General features: G+C 70.3%; 3 protein-coding genes and 1 pseudogene. 2 read left to right on the top strand and 2 right to left on the bottom strand.

Annotated elements, in window-relative coordinates:
• Positions 1–639 (top strand): DUF6454 family protein (locus ACLN58_RS15940; RefSeq protein ID WP_415856235.1); only part of this gene is annotated, 639 nt, incomplete at its 5' end.
• Here ACLN58_RS15940 and ACLN58_RS15935 read toward each other — a convergent pair.
• Positions 629–2509: a hypothetical protein gene (locus tag ACLN58_RS15935; protein ID WP_415856234.1), complete on the bottom strand. Its 1881-nt coding sequence runs from the start codon at positions 2507–2509 to the stop codon at positions 629–631. The two genes, ACLN58_RS15940 and ACLN58_RS15935, sit on opposite strands and share 11 nt — an antisense overlap.
• A gap of 412 nt (positions 2510–2921) precedes the next feature.
• On the opposite strand from ACLN58_RS15935, the gene ACLN58_RS15930 reads away from it, so the two are divergent.
• Positions 2922–5144 (top strand): NADP-dependent isocitrate dehydrogenase, encoded by a 2223-nt coding sequence (locus tag ACLN58_RS15930; RefSeq protein ID WP_415856233.1) that lies wholly within the window; start codon positions 2922–2924, stop codon positions 5142–5144.
• Between the two features lie 496 nt (positions 5145–5640).
• Here ACLN58_RS15930 and ACLN58_RS15925 read toward each other — a convergent pair.
• Positions 5641–6504: pseudogene (locus tag ACLN58_RS15925) on the bottom strand (hypothetical protein); the annotation flags it as partial.

The following is a 6504-nucleotide window of genomic DNA, read 5'->3' as shown; positions in this document are numbered from 1 at the left end:
GGCGACGGCGACGTGTACCACCCCGGCGGCATCGACGCGGCCGCCGGGCTCCTCTGGGTGCCCGTCGCCGAGTACCGCGCGGGCAGCCGGAGCATCGTCTACACGATCGACACGCGCACGCTTGTGCCCGCGAGGCGGTTCGCGGTCGGCGACCACGTCTCGTGGCTTGCCGCGGATCCCGAGTCCGGCGCGCTGTACGGCGCGAGCTGGGGATCGCGGCGGTTCCACCGCTGGGACCTCGGAGGCCCTGGGACAGGCGACGGCGCGGCGGGCGACGGCGAGACGCGCGACGGCGCGAACGTCGCCGAGGCGGAGTCATGGGACAACCCGAGCGCGTACGTCGACTTCCAGGACGCCCAGTACGACGGCGGCGGTCGGCTCGTGTGCGGCGGCATCGCCGAGCTTCGGGACGCCCGAGGTGCGGTCTTCGAGCTAGGAGGCATCGCCGTCGTCCGTCCGTCCGAACGCCGCATCACGGCCGAGGTGCCGGTGCCGGCGTTCAGCACGGCCGGGCACACGATCATGCGCAACCCGTTCGTCCTGACGCGCGACGCGGAGGGGACGCTGCTCCACGTCGCGCCGGACGATGGCGACGAGGCCGACGGAACTGAACTTCTCACCTATCGAGTCAGCGGCTGAACACCCCCGAGAAGGCGTCGGAGTTGCCGAACCGTGAACGGGCGCCGCACGCCGCCGGCGGGAACGGCCGCGGCGGGGTCGTGTCGGTGCTCGCCGCCGTGGGGCTGTCCTCGCCCCAGTCGGCGCTCGACGCGTTCGCGGCCGAGCCCGCGGGCGTCCGCAGGGCCGTGCGGTAGGCGTCCACGGCTGGGCAGTCGTCGCCGTTGCGCACGTCGTTCCAGACGGGGTAGACCGCGCTGTTGCTCGCGACGGCGGCGTTGTAGTCGCCGATGAACTCGCTCACGAGGCTGTTCGCGCTCGACGCGCGGGCGTCACCGCTCACGCCGCGGTGCAGGACGGTCACCGGTCCGCTCAGATCGCCGTTGAGGGCGACGACGACACCTTCCATGGGCCGCGGCGCGCTCAGGTCGGAGTACACGGCGTGGAACGCGTCGTACACCGCGTAGGCGTTCCGGCCGTCCGGGCTGATGGCCACGGCCGTGAAGTCGGGCCTGTCGCCCCTGGCCTGCACGGCCACCGGCGTCGACCAGTTCGTGCCGCCGTCAGTGGAGGTCTGGAGCAGTGACTCCTCGTGCCCGAGGCCGTTCCGCGCGTCGCTCCAGCCGAGCAGGATCCGGTCGCTTGCGCCCTGGCCGAACGGCGCCCCGTTCGCGATGTCCACACTCGGGAAGCTGTTGGTCCTCGCGCCGGCGAAGCCGTCGAACGTGAAGCGGCCCGCGAAAGCGTCGAAGACGCCCACGTCGGCCACCGCAGCGACCGGCCGAGGCGTGCTGAACTGGCGGCCTCCGTTATCCGAGACTGCCATCATCTGCGCGCTCTGCAGCCCCACGGTGCCCTCGAAGAACAGGAAGACGTTGCCCTTGGAGTCCGTGCGGATGGCTGAACCCTGGCGGCCGTTGTTGTGGGCGTTGTTATGAGCCGAACTCACCTGCACTGGCGCCGACCACGTCACGCCACCGTCGTCCGAGAACGCGGCCATGATGGGCTCCGGCTCGGACGGCGTGTGCGGGTTGTTAGCTGCCCGGAACGAGGTCCACGAGGCGTAGACCCGCCCGAAGTGGGGGCTCGAGGCCGCGTTGTCCGCCCACATGCTGCTCTTGTCGTTGAACACCACCGGGTTGAGGCGCCCGCTGGCGATGGCCGGGGAGCTCCACGCAGTGTTGTCGCCCGCGACGGCGCCCGTGATGTCATCGGTGTGGGAAACCGCCACGGCGAAGTTGGGCGTCACGAGCGTGTTCGCCCCCGGGAAGTTGCTGGTCAGGTTCGAGTAGTAGTACCGGCTTCCGTTGTCCCACGAGAAGTGGCCCTGGGCGTCCGGCCGGGGCCCGACAACCACGACCGGGTCGCCTCCGGACACAAGCCCGGCCTCGAGGTAGTTGGGCAGCGTTCCGATCTTCCCTCCGGCGGCGGCCGTGCCGCTTCGCGCGGAGAAGCCCGTGTAGGTGGGCTGCTTCCACGAGGTCCCGTTGTCGGTCGAGAAGTAGACGCCGCTCACACCTACTCCGGGGGTAAAGGGACATGAACCGGAGCCGTTGGCGCGCTGAACGCATGGCGCGAGGTCGATCTCGTCGTTGACGCCCGCGATGAGGGTTCCCGAGATGGGGTCGCGGGCGATCGACGGCTCGTTCTGCTTGTTCTGCGGGAACGGAAGCGCCGGGCTGCCGGAGGTGACGATGGTGTCACCGGCGCCAGCCGGAATCGGGGGCGCTGAGCTGACGGCGGGCGCCGCCGCGAGTGCGATGGCCGACGCCGCAGCCAGCGCGAGAACGCTTCTCGAGCGGGTGGACAGGCGCCCGGAGTGCGGTGGCCGCGGCCCGACATGGGCCAGGGCGGACGCGAGGGAACGCCCGAAGAACGGACGGGTGGACATCTGGGGATGCTCCTCACAAGGACCATGGTCCGCCGTCGCCACCGGACGACGGCGGTGGGTGCCCGCCGGTGCCAAGCACGGGCAGGCTGGGTGCGGCCCGATGCCGGCGCCCCCAGTTGCGCCGACGTCCCGCCGCTTCGGCGTCGCGGGGGCGCCGAACTGACATAGTCCCTGCCCACGATCGGCAGAGGACGGAACACCGTCAGCGTAGGGCCGGCGCTGGGCGAGCGACAACCGCCCAACGCCCCGAATGAGCCGCCCGGCGCCGGCGTTTTCGTCACGATCCTCGACCGGTGCCGCGCTCCGGTAAGTTAAGGACGTTGATATAGCAGCATCCACGCATACTGCGGCGAGCGCTGAACCGCGCACACCGGCGCCGCGGTCTGCTTCAGCTCCAGGGAGGCGCCCACCCATGGCCACCATCATCTATACGCACACGGACGAGGCGCCGATGCTGGCGACCCACTCGTTCCTCCCGATTATCCAGGCGTTCGCGTCGACCGCGGGCGTCGACGTGCAGACCCGCGATATCTCCCTGTCGGGCCGCATCATCGCGACGTTCGGCGACTATCTCGCCGAGGAGCAGCGCATCTCGGACGCGCTCGCGGAGCTCGGCGAGCTCGCGAAGAAGCCCGAGGCGAACATCATCAAGCTCCCGAATATCAGCGCGTCGATCCCGCAGCTCAAGGCGGCGATCGCCGAACTGCAGTCGCAGGGCTTCGCGGTTCCCGACTATCCGGACAACCCCGCCTCCGACGAGGAGACGGACATCCGCTCGCGCTACGACAAGATCAAGGGTTCCGCCGTGAACCCCGTGCTCCGCGAGGGCAACTCGGACCGCCGCGCGCCGCTCTCGGTCAAGAACTACGCGCGCAAGAATCCGCACTCGATGGGCGCCTGGTCCCCGGCGTCGAAGACCAACGTCGCGACCATGGACGCGAGCGACTTCCGCCACAACGAGAAGTCCGTGGTCATCTCCGCTGACGACACCCTCACGATCCAGCTCGTGCTCGAGGACGGAACGGTCAAGGACCTCAAGAAGGGCCTCAAGGTCCTCGCGGGCGAGGTTGTGGACGGCACGTTCATGAGCGCCGCGGCCCTCGATGAGTTCCTCGCCGCGCAGGTCGTTCGGGCCCAGGCGGAGGGCGTTCTGTTCTCGGCCCACCTCAAGGCCACGATGATGAAGGTCTCGGACCCGATCATCTTCGGCCACGTGGTCCGGGCCTACTTCTCCGAGCTCTTTGCGACGTACGGCAAGCAGCTTGCCGCCGCGGGCCTGAGCCCGAACAACGGCCTCGCCTCGATCCTCAACGGCCTCGACGAACTCCCCGAGGACGTCCGCGAGGGCGTCACGGCGCTCGTCGCGAAGGGTCTCGCGGACGGCCCCGAGATCGCGATGGTCAACTCGGACAAGGGCATCACGAACCTGCACGTCCCGTCGGACGTGATCGTGGACGCGTCGATGCCCGCGATGATCCGCCTCGGCGGCCACATGTGGGGCCCGGACGGTCAGGAGCATGACACGCTCGCGGTCCTCCCGGACTCCTCCTACTCGGGCGTGTACCAGGTCGTCATCGACGACTGCCGCGCTAACGGCGCGTTCGACCCCACGACGATGGGCACCGTGCCGAACGTCGGCCTCATGGCCCAGGCCGCCGAGGAGTACGGCAGCCACGACAAGACGTTCGAGATCCCGGTCGCGGGCCGCGTCCAGGTGGTCGACGGCGCGGGCAACGTCCTCATTGAGCACGTGGTCGAGCAGGGCGACATCTGGCGCGCATGCCAGACCAAGGACGTGCCGATCCGCGACTGGGTCAAGCTCGCCGTGACGCGCGCCCGCGCGTCGAAGACGCCGGCGGTGTTCTGGCTCGACGAGACCCGCGCGCACGACCGCAACCTCATCGGCCTGGTCCGCGAGTACCTCAAGGATTACGACACCGAGGGCCTCCAGATCGAGATCATGGCCCCGGCCGAGGCCACGGCGTTCTCGCTCGAGCGCATCCGCCGCGGCGAGGACACGATCTCCGTGACGGGCAACGTGCTCCGCGACTACCTCACGGACCTGTTCCCGATCCTCGAGCTCGGCACGAGCGCCAAGATGCTCTCCGTGGTGCCGCTCATCAACGGCGGCGGACTCTTCGAGACCGGTGCCGGCGGTTCGGCCCCCAAGCACGTCCAGCAGCTCCTCGAGGAGGACTATCTTCGCTGGGACAGCCTCGGTGAGTTCCTCGCGCTTGCGGTGAGCTTCGAGCACCTCGCAACGACGACCGGCAACTCCCGCGCCCAGGTCCTCGCGGACACGCTGGATCGCGCCACGGGCACGTTCCTCCTCGAGAACAAGTCCCCGGGCCGCAAGCTGGGCACGATCGACAACCGCGGCAGCCACTACTTCCTGACCCAGTACTGGGCCAAGGAACTCGCCGAACAGACGGACGACGCCGGCCTGGCCGCCGCGTTCGCGCCCGTCGCCGAGGCGCTGGCCGCCCAGGAGGAGGCGATCGTGGGTGAGCTCCTGAGCGTCCAGGGCCACGCCGTGGAGATTGGGGGCTACTACCGCCCCGACGACGCGAAGACGTACGGCGTCATGCGTCCCTCCGCGACGCTCAACGGCATTGTGGACGCGCTCCGCAAGTAGTCGTTCCTCGCGGCGCCCCGCACCGGGACCCAGCCGTTTCGGGTACAGATCTTCTGTGCCCGAAACGGAAAGGTTCGGTGCGGGGCGTTCGCGTTCCCGGGGCTATTCTGAGCCGATGTGGTGCCCCCGGTGGCCTGGCCCGGCCCCCAGCGCCGCGCCAGACCACCATGCGCCGAGCCCTGGCCCACGCGTCGACCCGCGGCGCGCCGCCCGAATCGGTCGGCGCGTCGCGCCCGTTGTCTACGCGGGGCACGGGGCTGGGCGTCCCGGGCCGCGGCTCATGTCGACTTTCCGCGGTCCGAGGCCCTGTCTGCCTTCTGCTGTAGTTCTAGCAGCGAGGGGTCGGATTTAGAGGGGGTCGGGCCAGTTGCCGATGCTGCTCATGACAGTCATTCCTTCGTGTGAGTCGTTGTATCCGTGCCCCGGGGATGCCGCGCGCGAGGCCAGCCAGCTCTGCCCAGATCGGCTGATCTGGCGGGCATCCCCGGGAACGGGCCTAGGAGATCGACGCGGCGCGGAACCGCCGCAGGGCGAGACCGCCGCCGAGTCCCGCGAGCGCGAGGCCCATGCCGATGCCAAGCAGTAGCGCGGCGGCAGCGAGAATCAGGGCGAATTCGACGGTGAGGGAAGGCATGTCGCCCACGGACGAGCTGAGCGCTGCGCACAGCTGCGGAAGCGTGCCGGTCGCGGTCGATCCCGCGGCTCCGCTCGCTCCGGCCGGGGCATTCGCTCCGGTCGAACCGCTCGCCGTGCCTGTTCCGGTGCGGGCCAAGAGGGCGCCCGACGTTCCGGTGCCTGACGAGCCCAGACCGGAGTTGCCAATGCCCAGCGAGCCAGTGCTCAGTGCGCCGGTGCTCAGCGAGCCGGTGCCTGAGGCCGACGTTGCGCCCGTGGCGCCCGTTCCGGTGCTGGTCAGGAGAGTGCCGGACGTTCCGGACCCTGACGAGCCAGCGCCAGATGCCGGCGTACCGGCCGTGCCGCTGCCGCCCGCGGAGGGGACGGTACCGGGCTGAGCGCCGAGGGCGCCCAGGCCGAGATCGCCGAGGCCGAGGTCACCGAGGCCGAGGACCCCGCTGCCGCCCGCGGAGGGGACGGTACCGGGCTGAGCGCCGAGGGCGCCCAGGCCGAGATCGCCGAGGCCGAGGCCGCTGCCGCCCACGGAGGGGACGGTAGCGGTCTGAGCGCCGAGGGAACCCAACCCGAGGTCACCGAGGCCGAGCATGCCGCTGCCCGTGCCTGAACCGAGGCCAAGGACGCCGCTGCCGGTACCTGAGCCAAGGCCAAGGATCCCGCTGCCCGTGCCGGCCGATCCCGTCGACGCCGTGGCCGGCGCCCCGAGGATGAGCGCCGGCGAGAGCGC

The organism is Sinomonas sp. G460-2 (assembly GCF_047759905.1).
Taxonomy (GTDB): Bacteria; Actinomycetota; Actinomycetes; order Actinomycetales; family Micrococcaceae; genus Sinomonas.
Note: the sequence above shows the minus strand (reverse complement) of the source record. Positions and strands in the feature narration are given on the sequence as shown.

Coding starts and splice junctions, on each gene's coding strand:
- ACLN58_RS15935 (WP_415856234.1), bottom strand. CDS start 2,509: ATGTCCACCCGTCCGTTCTTCGGGCGTTCCCTCGCGTCCGCCCTGGCC.
- ACLN58_RS15930 (WP_415856233.1), top strand. CDS start 2,922: ATGGCCACCATCATCTATACGCACACGGACGAGGCGCCGATGCTGGCG.